Genomic DNA, 14855 nt, shown 5'->3' on the forward strand with positions numbered 1-14855 from the left:
GGTCCTCCTGGGTGTCGCAGGGTCGTCCGGGGTCGGGGGTCAGATGATGTCGCGGTCGTGCAGGTCGACGCGGTCGGCCTCGGTCAGGCCGAGCAGCCCGCCGTAGACCTCGTCGTTGTGCTCACCGAGTTCGGGGCCGAGATGTCGCACGGCACCGGGGGTCTCGCTCAGCTTGGGAAAGACGTTGTGCACGGGGAACTCGCCGAGATCGGGGTGGGCGAGCCGCACGATCGCGTCGCGCGCGGCGAAGTGCGGGTCGTCGAACATGTCGCGGGCGGTGTAGATCCGCCCGGCGGGGACACCGCCGTCGTGCAGTCGCTCGAGGAGCTTGTCGGTCTCCTGGTCTGCGGTCCAGGCCGCGATCATCCCGTCGAGCTCGTCCATGTTCTCGCCGCGGGCGGCGTGCCCGGCGAACCGGGGCTCGCCGACGAGGTCGTCGCGGCCCATGACAGCCGCGAGTCGCTTGAACACGGTGTCCTGGTTGGCGGCGATGAGGATCATCTCGCCGCCGACGGTCGGGTAGACGTTGCTCGGCGAGACGTTCGGCAGGACCGATCCGGTCCGCTCGCGCTGGTATCCGGCGATCCCCCACTCGGGGATCATCGACTCCATCATCGCCAGCACGGCCTCGTAGATGGCGGAGTCCACGATCTGCCCGCGTCCGGTGACGGAACGTCCGTGCAGCGCGGACAGGACGCCGATGGTCGCGAACACCGCGGCGAGCGAGTCGCCGAGAGAGATCCCCGCGCGGGACGGGGCGTTGCCGGGATCCCCTGTCACGTAGCGGATCCCGCCCATGGCCTCGCCGATCGAGCCGTATCCGGCGCGCGTCGAGTACGGACCCGTCTGTCCGTACCCGCTGACCCTCGCCATGATGAGCCCGGGATTGTCGGCGCTCAGGACGTCGTAGCCCAGCCCCCACCGCTCAAGGGTGCCGGGACGGAAGTTCTCCACGACGATGTCGGCCTGCGCGATGATGTCGCGGGCCAGACGCTGGCCGTCGGGCGTGCGCATGTTGCACGTCACCGACTTCTTGTTCCGGGCGACCACGGGCCACCACAGGGACTTGCCGTAGGGCTTCTCACGCCCCCACTGCCGCATGGGGTCCCCGCTGCCCGGCGCCTCGAGCTTGATCACCTCGGCACCGAAGTCGGCGAGGAGCTGTCCGCAGAACGGGCCGGCGAGGAGCTGCCCCATCTCGACCACCCGAAGGTCGGCGAGAGGACCCGTGCGTGCGGTGTCGGTCATGCGGTCACTCCGATCTCGTCGTCGAGAGCCGTTGCGGCGGCGGATTCGTCGGCACGCAGGGATGCGAGCAGGACGGACTTGGCTGCGCGCACATGTGACCGCATCACCGCGTCGGCCCACACCTCGTCGCGTGCTCGCAGGGCGGAGACCAGCTCACGGTGATGACCGGCGCTGCGACGCAGGTCGTCGGGCGCATACCGGTGGAAGGTGCGCATCATCAGCGGCAGTTGTGTGACGGCGGCCAACATCGAGGTCAGTCGCGTGCTCGCCGACGCCTCGCGGACGATGCCGTGGAAGGCGACGTTGGCCGCGGCGACGGCGTCGAGCTGACCGGCCGCGGCGGCGGCCTCCATCTCGTCGCACAACTGCGCCATCCGGTCGATGCGATCAGGAGTGATGCGGGTCGCCGCCCGGCCCGCAGCGAGCGCCTCCAGAGTCATGCGCAGGTCGTAGATCTCGTCGAGGTCGTCGGCGGTGAACGCCGACACCCGTGCACCGCGGTGAGGCAGGACCTCCACCAGGCCCTCGACCTCGAGCTGGCGCAGGGCCTCCCGCACCGGCGTGCGACTGGCCTCGGTGAGCTGCGCGAGTTCGGCCTCGCCGAGCCGCGCGCCGGGACCGTAGCTGCCGTCGAGGATCGCGGCACGGATCGACGAGTACGCCCGGTCGACAGCTCGCTCCACATCCACTCCTGTCGTCGTGTTGTATGCAACTTAGGTCGACCACCGGAGCAATGCGCGTGTTTTACCGAGATTTCACATGCCGATCGTTGTCTCTGTATGCAACTCACGACCTGGTGCGCGATGGTTGAATGGCGACCATGACGGTCTCGGGCACACACGTGGTGGAGGTCGGTCCGCGCGACGGGCTGCAGAACGAGAAGAAGGTCCTCGACGTGGACACCCGCGTCGAGCTGATCAATCGTGCGGTGGACGCTGGCCTGAAGCGCATCGAGACGGTGAGCTTCGTGAACCCGAAGCGGGTGCCGCAGATGGCGGGCGCCGAAGAGGTGATGGCGGGTCTCCCCCGCCGCGACGACGTCAGCTACATCGGACTGGTCCTCAACGAGCGCGGCCTGGACCGCGCGCTCGAGGCCGGGGTCGACGAGGTGAACGTCGTGGTGGTCTGCACCGACGAGTTCAGCGTGCGCAACCAGGGGTGCGACGTGGCCGAGGGCATCGCCCGGTGGGAGCGCATCGCCGAGCGGTCGAAGGCCGCAGGCGTGTTCACCTCCGCGACCCTCGCGGTGTCGTTCGGCTGCCCGTTCAGCGGAGAGGTGCCCAGCGAGAAGGTGATCGAGATCATCGACCGCGTCGCGCAGTCCGGGCCCGACGAGATCGCGATCGCCGACACCATCGGTGTGGGCGTACCCGCCCAGGTCCGTGCGCTTCACGACGGGCTGGTCCGTGTCGCCCCCGACGTCCGTCGCCGGTGGCATTTCCACAACACACGCAACAGCGGATACGCGAACGCGCTCACCGCATTCGACCTCGGCGAATGCGCACTCGACGCGAGCATCGGCGGATTCGGCGGCTGCCCGTTCGCACCCGCCGCGACCGGCAACATCGCCACCGAGGACCTGCGCTACCAGCTCGAGCGGTCCGGTGTGTCTACCGGCATCGCGCACGACGTCGTCGTCGACGCGGCGACGTGGCTCAGCGCCGAACTCGCGTCGCCGGTGCAGGCACTGCTGGGCAAGGCCGGAACCTTCCCGGGATGACGCCGCTGCGGCTGCTCGTCCTCGCCGACACGCACATCCCGAAGCGCGCGAAGCGACTCCCCGCGGAGGTGCTCGCCGCGATCGACGAGGCCGACGTCGTGATCCACGCCGGTGACTGGGTGGACCTCGCCACCGTCGATCTGCTGCAGGAACGCTCGCGGCGACTCGTCGCGTGCTGGGGCAACAACGACGGCCCCGACATCCGCGACCGACTGCCCGAACGCGCGGATGTGACGCTCGGCGGCCTGCGGTTCACCGTCGTCCACGAGACCGGCGCGACGCCGGGACGCGAGAAGCGCATGGCGACAGCGTTTCCCGACACCGACATCCTCGTGTTCGGCCACAGCCACATCCCGTGGGACACGGTGGGCCCCACCGGGATGCGACTGCTCAACCCCGGGTCGCCGACCGACCGCCGCCGGCAACCCCACTGCACGTACATGACCGCCACCGTCGGCGACGGCGAGCTGACGCAGGTGAGCCTGCACCAGCTCGCCGCTCGGGCCTAACGCGCGGCGATCGCCCTCAGCGCCGACGCGCGGGACGTGGCACCGAAGTCGAACACCGGCTTTGTCAGGTGCACGTCCAGAGTGTTGTTCGGACCGGCGATGAGCCCGTTGATGATCGGGGCGAACAGTCCGCAGTCACCCTGGAACGGCGGGATCGTGTAGGTGCCCTTCACGTGGGTGTCGGTCGTGTTCTGCTGGAACAGTTCGGTCGCGTCGATGGACCCGGTCAGGTTCGCGGTGGTCGTGGTCGTCGAGCAGTTGCCACCAGCGGGGACGAGGGTCAGGTCCGAGGAGCCCAGCGAGCCGATACCCAGCGGCGCAACCTTGTCGAGGCGGATCCGGAACGACTGCGCGACCTTCAGGTCGAGCGTCGGCTTGTCGGCCGTTCCACCCTGCGTGATGGTGCCGGTCACCTTCGACGGGTCGACGAGAGAGATGGTGAAGGTCGCCAGCGTCACGGGCCCGAGCTTCAGGGCGGCCGTTGCTTGCGGCAGGTTCAGGGTACCGACGAGGTTCGTCAGGTCGGTCCGCGTCGACAGCGTCGTCGTACCGAAGGTGACCGGCTGCCCGGTCTTCGAGATCACCGTGGTGGTGTCGGCCGTGAAGGCGATACCCACCGGATAGTCGTCGCCGACATCGGCCTGGGCCGGCGCCACACCGACCGCCCCCACCGCCGCCGCCGAGAGGGCTGCTGCGACGACGGCGATGACGTGCTTGCGGAATCTCATGCTCTGTCCGATCGTGTCCGGATCGACGCCCCGTGGAGTCGATTGCCGTTGCAAACTAACCGGCGTGATCACGGCTCGATTCAGGATCGATAACAGTTGTGTTGGCGAACTACACAAACGTCTGTCCGATTCGTGACGTTTCACAGACGCGGCCCCGACTACCCTCGAGCGGGTGAATCCCCTGTTCCGCGGCGTGGACGTCCTCCTCGACCGCGCCGTGATCCCCGGATACTCCCGCATCGGGTCGGCGGTGCGCCGCCGGTTCTGGGCACCGGATCCCGAACCGTTCGGCGAACCCGTCGACGTGATCGTGACCGGGGGCAGCTCCGGCCTGGGAGCGGCCACGGCCGTCGGCCTCGCGCGCCTGGGCGCCCGCGTCCACCTGGTCGGGCGGACCGCCGACCGTCTCCACGCCTCGGCCGATCGCATCCGCGCACGCGTCCCTGCCGCCGATCTGGTCATCCGGCCCTGCGACGTCAGCGACCTCGATGCGGTCGGCCGGCTCGTCGGCGAGGTGACCGCCGAACTCGACTCCGTGCATGCGGTGGTCCACAGCGCCGGTGTAATGCCCCCGGAGCGGACGGTCTCGGCGCAGGGACACGAGTCCGCTTTCGCCACGCACGTTCTCGGGCCGGTCGCGCTGACCGTGGGACTTCTTCCGGTGTTGCGCGCCGGCTCCCGGGTCGTGTTCGTCTCCAGCGGCGGCATGTACCCCGTCCCCCTGCGCGACACAGATTTCGAATACGAGCACGGCACGTACTCGGGCCTCACCGCCTACGCACGCACGAAGCGGATGCAGGTGGTCGTGGCCGAGCAACTCGCCGACCGCATCACCGGCGACCGCTCCCCCGTCACCGAGCCCGGTCCCGTCGTCCACAGCATGCATCCGGGCTGGGCAGACACACCCGGTGTCACTGATTCGATCCCCGGCTTCGCGAAGGTCGTGGGACCGATCCTGCGCACCGACTCCGACGGCGCGGACACCATCGTGTGGCTGTGCGCGGCCGACGAGGCGGCACGGTCGACCGGGTTGTTCTGGCATGATCGCGCACCGCGTCCGACCCACTACCCGTCCTGGCGCAACGACGATCCCGCCGCGCGGGATGCGCTGTGGCACAGGATTGTCGAGGCTACCGCTGTCGATCCGACAACGCTCGGGCGTGGGTGAGGTCGAGGACGAACAACGCGGCGCCCTGCACGATCACCGCCGCGCCGTGGCCGCGGGCCTGCTCCGGTGTGACGCGACCCCCGAGGTCCGGGGTGTTCTGCGCGAACCATGCCCCGCCCGCGACATAGCCGACGTCGAGTCCGGTGTTCACCCACAGGAGTCGGCGTAGCTTCGAGGTGGTCGGTGGCGTCGACTGGCGTGTCGCGACGGCGGCGATGACGAGATCGATCGCCCCCCACGCCGCGTTCTGCTGCCCGAAGGCCCGCGCCCGAGCAGTCGAGCCGAACACCGCGAGCGCCCCGCCCGCCAGTGTCGACGCCCCGCCCCAGATGGCCAGGCGTCGGGCGAGTCGCCGCGACACCTCCGGGGCGGGATCGACGGTCACGTGAAGGCCCCGATGACCTTGTCGGTGAACAACTCCAGACCCGACCGGTCGTGGGCCGCCTCGACGAAATAGGTGATCGCGTAGGTCATTCCCTGGCCCTCGGCCGAGCGCAGGCGTTCGACGATCTGGTCCGGCGTCCCGACGAGGGGTCCGCTCGCGAACGACTCGACCGCGCCGTCGAGGGCCTCGGGTGCGAGGAACGGCCGGTACTGCTCACGGATGCGGTCGACCTTGTCCTGCACCTCGGATTCGGTCGGCGCGATGACCACGTTGTAGTTGGCCGACCGGGTGATCGCGTCGAAGTCGGTGCCGACGTCACGGCAGTGGTCGGCGAGGATCAGTGACTTGCGGTCGAAGACGTCGGGGGTGCCGTCGAAGTTGGTGTACGCGGCGTACTGCGCGGCGATGCGCAGCGTCTTCTTCTCGCCACCACCGGCGATCCACAGCGGGATGCCGTTGTCCTGCAACGGCAGCGGGCGGCAGATCGCGCCGTCGACCTGGTAGTGCTTCCCGTCGAGGGCCGCGGTCCCGTCGCGCCACATCTGCCGCATGATCTGTACGCCCTCGTCGAGCATCGCGATCCGCTCGCCGGCGCGGGGGAAGCCGTATCCGTAGGCCTTCCACTCGTGCTCGTACCAGCCGGCTCCGATCCCCATCTCGACGCGGCCGCCCGAGATGATGTCGATCGTCGCGGCCTGCTTGGCGAGGTACGCCGGGTTGCGGTAGCCCATGCACGTGCACATCTGGCCGAGGCGGACCCGCGAGGTGGCGGCCGCGTACGCCGCCATCAGCGACCACGCCTCGTGGGTGGCCTCCTCCGTCGGGATCGGGACGGTGTGGAAGTGGTCGTAGACCCAGATCGACTCCCATGGGCCCTGGTCGGCGACGGTCGCGATGTCGAGCATCGTCTGCCACTGCTGTGCCGGCTCGATACCGACCAGATCGAGACGCCAACCCTGGGGAACGAACAGTCCGAAGCGCATGGATTCCAGCGTAGCCACGGGCGGGATGTGCGACAGTCGATCACCAACGAAGGGACGCCCGTGGCACCGTTCCCGACCCAGATGTCCGGACTGACGTTCCTCACCGAGGGCGGCCCCGAGACCGAGATCCACTATCGGCACGGCTTCGACCTGCCGGAGTTCGCGATGTTCCCGCTGCTCGACGATCCCGACGCTGTCGCGGTGCTGCGGGACATGTACGGGCGCTACCTCGACACGGCCGCTCGCCACGGGTTCGGCGTCCTGATGGCCGGCGTCGACTATCGGGCGAGTCCCGATTGGGCTGCGAGGCTGGGCTGGTCGTCGGAGGCGTTAACGGACGCGCAGATCCGCGGCATCGAGTTCCTACGCGAGGTCGCCGCCCCGTACGCCGAGCGCATCCCGTCGATCCTGGTCTCCGGGGTCGTCGGCCCCCGCGAGGACGCCTACGACCCGGCGCGCCAGGTGACCGCAGACGAGGCGCAGGACTACCACTCGGAGCAGATCGCGACCCTGGCCCGCGCCGAGGTCGACCTCGTGCAGTCACTGACGCTCAGCGCCGTCCCCGAGGCGATCGGGATCGCGCGCGCCGCCGCGGACGTCGGACTGCCCGTCTCCATCTCGTTCACCCTGGACAACGCCACCCACTGCCTGGCGTCGGGGCCGTCGCTGCGGGAGGCGGTCGAGACCGTCGACGCCGAGACCGGTGACGCCGCACCCGCGTTCTACGGGATCAACTGCTCGCATCCCCACGAGTTCATCCCCGCGATCGACCCCGGCCCGTGGTTCCAGCGGGTCCGCAGCCTGCGTCCGAACGCGGCACTGCTGGACAAGATCGAACTGAGTTCACTCGGTCATCTCGAACAGGGCGACCCCGTCGACCTCGGAGAGCTCATGGGTCAACTGGCGCAGCGCTTCCCGCACATCGACATCTGGGGCGGGTGCTGCGGGACGTGGGACACCCACCTCGAGCAGATCGCGGCGCAGGTGGCTGCCGTGCGCTCTCACTCCTGATCAGGCCACCAGCGCGCGGCGTCGACGTGCACGACTCCGCGCCGGAGCGGCGTGCCCTCGATGTGCCAGTGCTCCTGCGCGTCGACGACGAGATGCGCGGGCAGAGTGCCGTTCGCGCGGACCACGCGCCACCAGGTGACGGCGGCGCCTTCCCGTGCCATCACTCCCCCGACCCCCCGCGGCCCGCCGCGCTGCAGGTACTCCGCGATGTCGCCGTAGGTCATCACCCGACCCGGCGGGATGCGGTCGACGACGTCGAGCACCATCGCCGCGAACTCCTCCTGCGCCTCACCCACCCGACAATCCGTAGCAGTTCTTCCCGCTCAGCGGGAAGAACTGCTACCGATTCGGGCATCTGTCAGGGTGGGCACATGATCGGTCGTCCCGGATGGGTTGTCGCGCGGTGGGTGCGCCGCGCCGCGTGGTGGGTCTTCGTCGTCGTCGCCCTGGTCGCGGGGCGCGTCAGCTGGCTGAACATCGGCGACGCCGGTGAGGTCACCTACCACGGTTCCTACGCGCCACTGGCCGGCGTCTCTGCGTCGAACGCCTACAGCACGTCCTTGTTGATCAGCGATGACGTGAACGCAGCGGTCGACTGGGCCGGGCCCGTCACCGCTGTCGCCGTGGCGGTCCTCGTCATCGCCGCGATCGTTCAGGCCGACGCCGCCCGACGCGGCGCGCTGATCAGCGTGCTCCTGGTCGCGATCCCCGTCGTCGCCGTCCTCACGGTGATCGCTGCGGTCAACAGCGCGGACGGGATCTCTTCCAGTCCGACGATCCTCGTCGCCGTCGTGCTCGGCGCGACCGCGGTCCTGGAGGTCGCCACCGTCATCGCCCGACCCACACAGGCCGATCCGTAGTGATTGTTCCCGCTAAGCGGGAAGAAACATTACGGATTCGTGCGGAGCGGGGCGCGCTGGCGGCCGTCGGCGTCGAAGTTGGCGGGATCGAGCCAGGTCTCGAAAGCTGTTCGGATGTCGGGCCATTCGCTGTCGAGGATCGAGAACCACGCCGTGTCCCGGGTGCGACCCTTGTAGACGACGGCCTGTCGGAACGTGCCCTCGTAGGTGAACCCCAGCCGCGCCGCAGCCCGGCGGGACGGGTCGTTGAAGCTGTCGCACTTCCACTCGTAGCGGCGGTAGCCGAGCTCGAAGGCGTGCCGCATGAGCAGGTACTGCGCCTCTGTCGACGCACGCGTTCCCTGGAGCGCCCGCGAGAACATGACGTACCCGACCTCGACCACGCCGTTCGCAGGGTCCTGCCGCATCAACGCAAGCGTGCCCACCGCACGCCCGGTGCCGGTGTCGACGACGGCGAACAGGAACGGATCCTGTCCGGCAGCAGCAGGTTCCGCCCACGCGCGGAACTCCTCGATCGTCGCGAACGGGCCGAGCGGGAGGTAGGTCCAGTCGCGGCCGTCCGGAGCCGCCGCGTAGGCGGCGAAGAGGTCATCGGCGTGGCGGTCCGCGTCGAGCGGCTCGAGGGTGCAGTGCGTCCCCCGTAGGACGGCATTGCTCGGCCGCGGGGGCGGCTGCCAGTCGACGACGTCCTCACCGACCGGCTGACCGAACTCGTTCGTCCGCGATGCGCTCGTCACGCGGGTGATCGTCCCATGACTCGCTAGCCCAATTGTGCGGCGAGAGCGCGCAGTTTGGGGATCTGGGTCGTCGGTGCGGTGGAGATCGACGTCGCGAGTTCCCGCGCCGGCGCGTACACCCCGGACGCCAGCTCCCGCTGCGCCATCGCCGCGGCCCCGGTCTCGCTGGTGGCCGAGTCCAGCAGGAAGGCGCGGTCGAAGGCCACACCCGACATGCCCTTCAGGCCGGCCAGTGTCGCGTCGGTGATGTACCCGTCGGGCATCGCGCCACCCGGGTCGGCAGCGGGCAGCGTCCACTGGTTCTTCCACCCGTCGAGCTTCTGCAGCTCGGGCGTCTGTTGGGAGACGATCAACCGCCCGTAGTCGACCACGCGGGGGTCGCTGCCCTTGTCGGCCGCGAGCTGTCCGACCTCGATCGCGCGCTGGTGGTGGCGCGCCATCGCCACCACGAAGGCGTCGTCGGTGGCGTTGTGGGTCGGGGCGGGACTCGAGTCGCTCCCGCAGGCGGTCACGAACACCGCGCCGACGACGGCGAGGACGACGAGAGCAACCAGCGATCGGAGACGTGACGGACGGCGTGGAGTGCGCATCAGTCCAGTGTGCCCGCGCACCCGGCGCGGTGGCTCAGACGTTGAAGCGGAACTCGACGACGTCGCCGTCATGCATGACGTAGTCCTTGCCCTCCATGCGGACCTTGCCGGCGGCCTTGGCCGCGGCCATCGATCCCGCGGCGTCGAGGTCGTCGAAGGAGACGATCTCGGCCTTGATGAAGCCCTTCTCGAAGTCGGTGTGGATCACGCCGGCGGCCTTCGGGGCGGTGTCGCCCTTGTGGATCGTCCAGGCGCGCGACTCCTTCGGTCCCGCGGTGAGATAGGTCTGCAGGCCGAGGGTGTGGAACCCGGCGCGCGCCAACGAGTAGAGCCCCGGCTCCGTCTGCCCGATGGAGTCCAGGAGCTCCTGCGCGTCCTCGGCGTCGAGCTCGAGCAGCTCGCTCTCGACCTTGGCGTCGAGGAAGACCGCGTCGGCGGGCGCGACGGCGGCGCGGAGCTCGTCCTTGCGGGCGTCGTCGGTGAGCACCGACTCGTCGGCGTTGAACACGTAGAGGAACGGCTTCGTCGTCATGAGGTGCAGTTCGCGCAGCGACGACAAGTCGATCGAATCCTTCTGCGAGAACAGCGTCTTGCCGGAGTTCAGCAGCTCGCTCGCCTTCTGCGCCGCGGCGAGGGACTCGGCGAGATCCTTGTTCTTGCGCGCATCCTTCTCCAGACGCGGGATCGCCTTCTCCAACGTCTGCAGGTCGGCGAGGATCAGCTCGGTCTCGATGACCTCGATGTCGGCGAGCGGGTCGACGCGTCCGTCGACGTGGACGACGTCGTCGTCGGCGAACACCCGGACCACCTGGCAGATGGCGTCGGCCTCGCGGATGTTGGCCAGAAACTGGTTGCCCATCCCCTCACCCTCCGACGCGCCCTTGACGATGCCGGCGATGTCGACGAACGACACCGTGGCGGGCAGGATCCGCTCGCTCTTGTGGATCTCGGCCAGCCGCCCCAGCCGCGCATCGGGCAGTTCGACGACGCCGACGTTCGGCTCGATGGTCGCGAAAGGGTAGTTGGCGGCCAGCACGTCGTTGCGCGTCAGGGCGTTGAAGAGGGTCGACTTGCCGACGTTGGGCAGGCCGACGATTCCGAGGGTGAGACTCACGGGTGTCGAGTCTAGGTTTCGCAGGCCCCGGCCGACGAATGCCCTTCTACGACCCCGATGGCGCGAGCACGATGTCGAACCGCACGCTGGACCACGATCCGTCGACCCGCCGCCCGTCCGGGGTGGGTTCGTCGGCGGGGTGTTCCACGAAGTCCTTCACCAGCGACTCCTTCACGCCGAAGACGCTGTCGCGGTCGAGGAGGTCGTCACCGCGCACGAAGATGTGCGTGACCAGGCGCCGGTGACCGTCGGCGGTGACCATGAAGTGCAGGTGGGACGCCCGGTAGGGCGAGCGGCCGACCGCCTGCAGCATCCGCCCGACGGGCCCGTCGTCGGGGATCGGGTACGGGGTCGGCGTGATCGCCCAGAACCGGTAGGAGCCGTCGTCGCCGGAGAAGAGATGGGCACGCGCCGCGACCCGACCGTCGTCGTGCTGGACGTCGTAGAGACCGTCGTCGTCGGCCTCCCACACCTCCATCCGGGCACCCGCAACCGGTGCGCCGTCGGTGTCGGTGACGGTCCCCTCGACCCAGCACGGCTGCCCCGGTGCGCCGAACGCCATGTCGCCGCCGTGCTCGATGCGCGGCGCACCCTCCACGAAGAAGGGCCCGAACACGGTGGCCTCGGTGGCGTCGCCGCGGACCTCGTTGTTGATGGCGATGGTCTGCATCGACGCGCCGAGGGTGTCCGAGAGCAGCACGAACTCCTGCCGCTTGTCGTCGGTGATGTGACCGGCCTCGGTGAGGAACGCGATCGCCTGCTCCCACTCCTCCTCGGTGAGCCGAACGTCGCGCAGGAACGCATGCAGGTGGCGCGTCAGCGACGTCATGAGCTGGCGCAGCCGCGGGTTCTCGCACCCGTCGAAGGACCGCAGCACGCGCTCGGTGACGTCCTCCTCGACGGCGCGCTGTTCGTCGGAGATCGCTGGGTGGTCGTCGGTGCTCACAGGTCATCTCCTTCGTAGGCAGCGCGCAGCAACGCCGTCAGTGCGGGCTCCGTCACCGGGGTCGGGTTGTCACCGGGGATCGCGTCGAGGATGCGCGGAACGGCCGCCTCGATGCCGGACTCCGGCATCCCCAGGTCTTTCAGCGCGGTCGGCGCGGACACCCGCGTCCCCAGGTCCGTCAGCCCCGCGACGGCGTCATCGGCCCCGAGTGCCCGCGCGATGCGCGCCGCGGCGTCCGGCGCGTTCGGTGCGTTGAACGCCAGCACGTACGGCAACACGACGGCGTGCGTCGGTGCGTGCGGCAGGTCGAACATCCCGCCGAGCACGTGACAGATCTTGTGGTGCATGGCCGATCCGGCAGAGGCGAACGCCACGGCCGCGAGGTAGGCGCCGTACAGCGTCCGCTCGACGTCGTCGACGGTGTCCGACGCTCCCCGATCGCCGACCGCACCGACGAGGCCGTCACGCAGTGCTCGGATGCCCTCCTCGGCCAGGGCCCGGTCGATCGGGTCGGCACGCGGGCCCCACATCGCGTCGACACCGTGCGCGAGGGCGTTCAACCCACTGGCCACGGTCGCATCCGTGGGCAGCGTCGTCAGCAGGGTGGCGTCGTAGACGACGCTGCGCGGCAGCACCCGACGGTCCACCCCGGTCGTCTTCACGCCGTCCTCGGTGAGCCCCCACACGTCGGTCGCCTCGCTGCCCGAGAAGGTGGTCGGGACGGCGACGACGGGCACGCCGGTGGTCAGGGCGACCGCCTTCGCGAGACCCGTCGTCGACCCGCCTCCGACGGCCACCACGGCGTCCACGTCCTGCTGGGCCGCAACAGCCCTGGCGCGCTTGGCCACCTCGACCGGGACGTGCATGACGACCTCGGTGTGGCGGACCACGTCGGGGAGTCCGGCCACGATGGCATCGACCCGGGCGGCGTCGCGATCGGATGCGATGACCATCGCCCGCCGTGCGCCCAGTGCACCGACCTCCGCCTCGAGCGCCGATCGGGCGTCGCCGGCGGCGAACACGACGCGCTGTGGCAGCGTCTCGTGGACGAAACGATCAGCCACGTCCGAGCACCGTCCGCATCGCCGACGACAACGCAGCCGTCGGGTCGTCGGGGAGATCGTGTGACCGCCAGGCGATGTGCTTGTCGGGCCGGACGAGGATCGCGCCGGACTCGTCGACCTCCCGCAGCTTCGCCCAGTCGTAGTAGAGGTCGGTCACCGCACAGCCCGGTCCGATCACCACGGCCTCCAGGGGTACACCCAGATCCGTCGCCACCGCTTCCGCGGCATCGGCCCATGCGCCGCCGATCAGTCCGGTGATCAGGGTCCACCGCGAGTACGGCGCGAGATCCATCATCGCCATCCGGCGGGTGTTGTCGCCGACCCAGGCGTGCGGCAGGTGCGCGCCGGGCGAGGTGCACATGACGTGGAAGAGATCGGCGTCGTCGCGACCCGACGGCGCTACCGGCTCGGTGCCGTCCGACACGATCGCCCCGGAGGTGTAGAACTGCCCGAGTTCCACACCGTGCGCGTTGAACTCGTAGTTCTTCGTGTCCATCGCCTTGAGCAGGGCGGCTCGCTTCGCCGCGCCCTCCCTCGTCGCGGCCTTGCGTTCGGCGATGGCGGCGGCCATCTCGTCCCCCTCGAGTCCGACGACACCCAGCGCCTCGAACAGGTCGGAGAACTCGCGGGCCGACCGGTTGGCCCGGGTGACGATCCGCTCGGCGACGGGCGCGCGCTCCGCGGTGTACGAGTCCAGCAGCGCCGGACCCGCATGGCCGTCGAGGACGGCCGCGATCTTCCACGCCAGGTTGTAGGAGTCCTGCACCGACGTGTTCGAGCCCAGCCCGTTCGACGGCGGATGCCGATGCACCGCGTCACCGACACAGAAGACGCGACCCCGCTGCAGCTCGGTCGCGTACATCTCGTTGACGCCCCACAGGCTGTAGCCGGTGATCTCCGGCTCCAGGTCCGGGACGCCCAGGAGGTCGCGGATGATCCCGCGCGCCATCTCGTCGTCGAGTTCCGGTGGCGGACCGGAGATGTCGTAGCCCCACACGATGAGCCACTCGTCCCAGGGGCGGACCATGCGCACCAGCCCGGTCCCGATGCCACCGACGTTCGAGCCCGGCGCGATCACCCAGTAGAGGACGCTGGGCCGGTGGTCGACGAGCGGCGCGATGTCCGCCCGGAAGGTGATGTTCATCGAGCCGGCGATGTCCATCTGCCCGGTGAACGGCAACGCGATGTCCTCGGCGATCCGCGATCGTGCCCCGTCGGCGCCGATGAGATACCGCGCTCGGATCCGGTATTCGTACCCCGTGAGGCGGTCGCGCACCTCCACGGTGACGCCGTCGTCGTCCTGGACGTGACGGAGGTACTCGGTGGAGAACCTGGTCTGGGTCCCCCGCATGGTCGCGTTGCGCAGCAGGATCGGCTCGAGGTAGGTCTGCGGGATGTCGACGGTGAGGCACGGCGAGGCCAGGCGGTAGTCGCCCTCGCGGTCGGGCCGGGTCCCCCAGGTCCGGATGCGCCCGATCTCCTCGCCCGCGATCGCGGTGCAGAACACCGTGTCGCCGATCATCTCGTGCGGCGTGGCCTCGGCCAGCACCTCGTCCTCGATGCCGAGGTCGCGGAACACCTCCATCGACCGCTGGTTGGTGATGTGGGCGCGCGGGGTGTTCGCCGTCCACCGGTACTTGGTGATGAGGATGGTCGACACACCGAGCTCGGACAGGAACAGCGCCGCGGCCGATCCTGACGGTCCCGAACCCACGATCAGCACGTCGGTCTCCACCACACCGTGATCCGGCAGTTCCGTCGCCGCGATGCCGTCGTCGAAGGCCGTCATGGC

Annotated in this window: 17 protein-coding genes; 5 read left to right on the forward strand and 12 right to left on the reverse strand. The window is 69.5% G+C overall.

From position 1 onward, the window contains the following. Window positions 1-39: 39 nt before the first annotated feature. A complete protein-coding gene (locus tag Q1A98_RS06520; protein WP_299571103.1) occupies window positions 40-1248 on the reverse strand; it encodes a CoA transferase in 1209 nt (402 codons plus the stop codon). Then, the gene (locus tag Q1A98_RS06525; RefSeq protein ID WP_299571105.1) at window positions 1245-1931 is read right to left on the reverse strand and encodes a GntR family transcriptional regulator; all 687 of its coding nucleotides are present in this window, start codon (window positions 1929-1931) and stop codon (window positions 1245-1247) included. Before Q1A98_RS06525 ends, Q1A98_RS06520 begins: the two co-directional genes overlap by 4 nt. Before the next feature lie 137 nt (window positions 1932-2068). Between Q1A98_RS06525 and Q1A98_RS06530 the strand changes: the two genes are divergently transcribed. Beyond that, window positions 2069-2968, forward strand: coding sequence for a hydroxymethylglutaryl-CoA lyase (locus Q1A98_RS06530; RefSeq protein ID WP_299571108.1), 900 nt, complete (start codon window positions 2069-2071; stop codon window positions 2966-2968). A 5-nt stretch (window positions 2969-2973) separates the two neighbouring features. Next, entirely contained in the window at window positions 2974-3477 is a 504-nt protein-coding gene (locus Q1A98_RS06535) for a metallophosphoesterase (protein WP_299571842.1), read from the forward strand. Here the strand turns inward: Q1A98_RS06535 and Q1A98_RS06540 are convergent. Next, a complete protein-coding gene (locus tag Q1A98_RS06540; protein WP_299571110.1) occupies window positions 3474-4205 on the reverse strand; it encodes a hypothetical protein in 732 nt (243 codons plus the stop codon). The two genes, Q1A98_RS06535 and Q1A98_RS06540, sit on opposite strands and share 4 nt — an antisense overlap. 172 nt (window positions 4206-4377) lie before the next feature. Between Q1A98_RS06540 and Q1A98_RS06545 the strand changes: the two genes are divergently transcribed. Beyond that, a complete protein-coding gene (locus tag Q1A98_RS06545; RefSeq protein ID WP_299571112.1) occupies window positions 4378-5373 on the forward strand; it encodes an SDR family NAD(P)-dependent oxidoreductase in 996 nt (331 codons plus the stop codon). Here the strand turns inward: Q1A98_RS06545 and Q1A98_RS06550 are convergent. Both Q1A98_RS06550 and Q1A98_RS06555 read right to left on the reverse strand, forming a co-directional pair. Beyond that, the gene (locus tag Q1A98_RS06550) at window positions 5336-5758 is read right to left on the reverse strand and encodes a hypothetical protein (RefSeq protein ID WP_299571115.1); all 423 of its coding nucleotides are present in this window, start codon (window positions 5756-5758) and stop codon (window positions 5336-5338) included. The two genes, Q1A98_RS06545 and Q1A98_RS06550, sit on opposite strands and share 38 nt — an antisense overlap. Beyond that, window positions 5755-6741, reverse strand: coding sequence for an LLM class F420-dependent oxidoreductase (locus Q1A98_RS06555; protein ID WP_299571118.1), 987 nt, complete (start codon window positions 6739-6741; stop codon window positions 5755-5757). The genes Q1A98_RS06550 and Q1A98_RS06555 overlap by 4 nt, the downstream gene beginning before the upstream one ends. Before the next feature lie 60 nt (window positions 6742-6801). On the opposite strand from Q1A98_RS06555, the gene Q1A98_RS06560 reads away from it, so the two are divergent. Further along, the gene (locus tag Q1A98_RS06560) at window positions 6802-7752 is read left to right on the forward strand and encodes a homocysteine S-methyltransferase family protein (RefSeq protein ID WP_299571120.1); all 951 of its coding nucleotides are present in this window, start codon (window positions 6802-6804) and stop codon (window positions 7750-7752) included. Here Q1A98_RS06560 and Q1A98_RS06565 read toward each other — a convergent pair. Next, on the reverse strand, window positions 7743-8048 hold the full coding sequence (locus tag Q1A98_RS06565; protein WP_299571122.1) for an MGMT family protein: 306 nt from the start codon (window positions 8046-8048) through the stop codon (window positions 7743-7745). The two genes, Q1A98_RS06560 and Q1A98_RS06565, sit on opposite strands and share 10 nt — an antisense overlap. Before the next feature lie 75 nt (window positions 8049-8123). On the opposite strand from Q1A98_RS06565, the gene Q1A98_RS06570 reads away from it, so the two are divergent. After that, complete coding sequence (locus Q1A98_RS06570; RefSeq protein WP_299571123.1) at window positions 8124-8612, forward strand: hypothetical protein; 489 nt, start codon at window positions 8124-8126, stop codon at window positions 8610-8612. Between the two features lie 29 nt (window positions 8613-8641). On the opposite strand, the gene Q1A98_RS06575 is transcribed toward Q1A98_RS06570, so the two are convergent. Genes Q1A98_RS06575 through Q1A98_RS06600 form a run of 6 tightly spaced genes read right to left on the reverse strand, consistent with a single transcriptional unit; the run spans window position 8642 to window position 14852 of the window. After that, window positions 8642-9349 (reverse strand): GNAT family protein, encoded by a 708-nt coding sequence (locus Q1A98_RS06575; protein WP_299571125.1) that lies wholly within the window; start codon window positions 9347-9349, stop codon window positions 8642-8644. A 23-nt stretch (window positions 9350-9372) separates the two neighbouring features. After that, a complete protein-coding gene (locus Q1A98_RS06580; protein ID WP_299571127.1) occupies window positions 9373-9939 on the reverse strand; it encodes a DUF305 domain-containing protein in 567 nt (188 codons plus the stop codon). Between the two features lie 34 nt (window positions 9940-9973). Then, window positions 9974-11053 (reverse strand): redox-regulated ATPase YchF, encoded by a 1080-nt coding sequence (gene ychF / locus Q1A98_RS06585; RefSeq protein WP_299571130.1) that lies wholly within the window; start codon window positions 11051-11053, stop codon window positions 9974-9976. Between the two features lie 46 nt (window positions 11054-11099). Further along, window positions 11100-11999: an intradiol ring-cleavage dioxygenase gene (locus Q1A98_RS06590; protein WP_299571131.1), complete on the reverse strand. Its 900-nt coding sequence runs from the start codon at window positions 11997-11999 to the stop codon at window positions 11100-11102. Further along, complete coding sequence (locus Q1A98_RS06595; RefSeq protein ID WP_299571133.1) at window positions 11996-13063, reverse strand: maleylacetate reductase; 1068 nt, start codon at window positions 13061-13063, stop codon at window positions 11996-11998. The genes Q1A98_RS06590 and Q1A98_RS06595 overlap by 4 nt, the downstream gene beginning before the upstream one ends. Then, window positions 13056-14852: an FAD-dependent monooxygenase gene (locus Q1A98_RS06600; RefSeq protein WP_299571135.1), complete on the reverse strand. Its 1797-nt coding sequence runs from the start codon at window positions 14850-14852 to the stop codon at window positions 13056-13058. Before Q1A98_RS06600 ends, Q1A98_RS06595 begins: the two co-directional genes overlap by 8 nt. Between the last annotated feature and the right edge of the window lie 3 nt (window positions 14853-14855).

The organism is uncultured Williamsia sp., from assembly GCF_947494875.1.
Lineage (GTDB): Bacteria > Actinomycetota > Actinomycetes > Mycobacteriales > Mycobacteriaceae > Williamsia_A.

Bases quoted from the DNA above. Each gene is read 5' to 3' on its own strand.
- Q1A98_RS06520 (WP_299571103.1), bottom strand. From the start codon at position 1,248: ATGACCGACACCGCACGCACGGGTCCTCTCGCCGACCTTCGGGTGGTC.
- Q1A98_RS06530 (WP_299571108.1), top strand. From the start codon at position 2,069: ATGACGGTCTCGGGCACACACGTGGTGGAGGTCGGTCCGCGCGACGGG.
- Q1A98_RS06540 (WP_299571110.1), bottom strand. From the start codon at position 4,205: ATGAGATTCCGCAAGCACGTCATCGCCGTCGTCGCAGCAGCCCTCTCG.
- Q1A98_RS06555 (WP_299571118.1), bottom strand. From the start codon at position 6,741: ATGCGCTTCGGACTGTTCGTTCCCCAGGGTTGGCGTCTCGATCTGGTC.
- Q1A98_RS06570 (WP_299571123.1), top strand. From the start codon at position 8,124: ATGATCGGTCGTCCCGGATGGGTTGTCGCGCGGTGGGTGCGCCGCGCC.
- Q1A98_RS06580 (WP_299571127.1), bottom strand. From the start codon at position 9,939: ATGCGCACTCCACGCCGTCCGTCACGTCTCCGATCGCTGGTTGCTCTC.
- Q1A98_RS06600 (WP_299571135.1), bottom strand. From the start codon at position 14,852: ATGACGGCCTTCGACGACGGCATCGCGGCGACGGAACTGCCGGATCAC.